A 1,217-nucleotide genomic window follows, 5' to 3' on the forward strand; every position below is an offset into this window, starting at 1 on the left:
ACCCCAGCCCTCCCCCACGGGGGGAGGGGGGCATACCGGCGGATCTCCGGCATCAACGCTCTACGCAAGTATGCTGAAAGCGCGTTTTTCAGATTTTGTACAGATTCCCGGTTCAGCGATGTGCTGGCGTGGATGCGCTGCCTTGTGCGTTCTTCGCGTGAAAGGCGTGTAGCTGGTCGCGGTCGGGCATACTGTTTATCGCGCCGCGTTGCAAGGTGGTAATCGCGCCGACGGCGGCGGCGTGATGCAGCAGGGCGGCGATGTGTTCGTCGGTAAGCGCCTGGTGCAGGTTGAGATTGAGGCGGCTCATTTCGGCGAGCAGGCCGCCGATGAAGGCGTCGCCCGCGCCGGTGGCGTCCACCGCTTGCACACGGTAGGCATTGACCGCGCCGCGTTGGCCGCCCGCGTCGTACCAGGCAGCACCATCGGCGCCGCAGGTGTAGATGACGTGCTTGACCGCGCCACGGTGCAACTGCCCGATGCCGCGCGCCGGGTCGCGTTCGCCGGTGACAAATTCCAGTTCATCGTCGGAAATCTTGATGATGTCCGCCAGCGGCAGATATTCCTGCACGGCGGCGTAGAGATCGGCGGGATTGGGCCACAGCGGCAGACGCAGGTTGATGTCAAAGCTAATCAGCGCGCCCGCTGCGCGGAAGTGTTCGATGGCGACGCGGTGCGCCTCGCGCATCGGACCGGGGGTAAGCGAGACCGAGCAGTAGTGGAGGATGTCGCCCGGCTGCGGCGTGATGGCGGCGAGGTTTTCCGGCTGGTAGAGCATATCGGCGGACGGGTCGCGGTAGAAGGCGAACTCGCGCTCGCCGTTGTCATGCAGGGTGACGAAGGCGAGTGCGGTTTTCGCCGCGCGGCTGCGTTTCAGGTAACGGGTATCGACGCCCGCCGCCTGCGCGGTGGCAGCGATTTGCGCGCCGAAGGCGTCATCGCCGACCTGGCTCAGAATGTAACTTTTGCCGCCCAAGCGGGCGTAAGCGGCGGCGACGTTGAGCGGCGCGCCGCCGACTGCCCGGGTGTAGCGGATGTCGGCATCAGGCTTGCCGGGGCGGCTGGGGACGAAGTCAATCAGGGCTTCGCCAATGGCGTAGAGGGCCATGTGGGTCTCCTTTGGTTGGGTGGACGGGTGCGAGGGGTGTGTTATGTATTGTGGGTAATTTCACAGGCCATGTGGATTTTATAGCCATCCACCGAAAGCCTCATACTGT

At 64.3% G+C, this 1,217-nt stretch carries 1 protein-coding gene; it reads right to left on the reverse strand.

Features of this window, described 5'->3' with window-relative positions; genetic code table 11:
• Window positions 1-112: 112 nt before the first annotated feature.
• Window positions 113-1,108, reverse strand: coding sequence for a carbohydrate kinase (locus tag Q0349_RS13405; RefSeq protein WP_298081518.1), 996 nt, complete (start codon window positions 1,106-1,108; stop codon window positions 113-115).
• Between the last annotated feature and the right edge of the window lie 109 nt (window positions 1,109-1,217).

Origin of the sequence: uncultured Cardiobacterium sp., from assembly GCF_938028185.1 — a bacterium.
GTDB lineage: Bacteria > Pseudomonadota > Gammaproteobacteria > Cardiobacteriales > Cardiobacteriaceae > Cardiobacterium.

Bases quoted from the DNA above. Each gene is read 5' to 3' on its own strand.
- Q0349_RS13405 (WP_298081518.1), bottom strand. From the start codon at position 1,108: ATGGCCCTCTACGCCATTGGCGAAGCCCTGATTGACTTCGTCCCCAGC.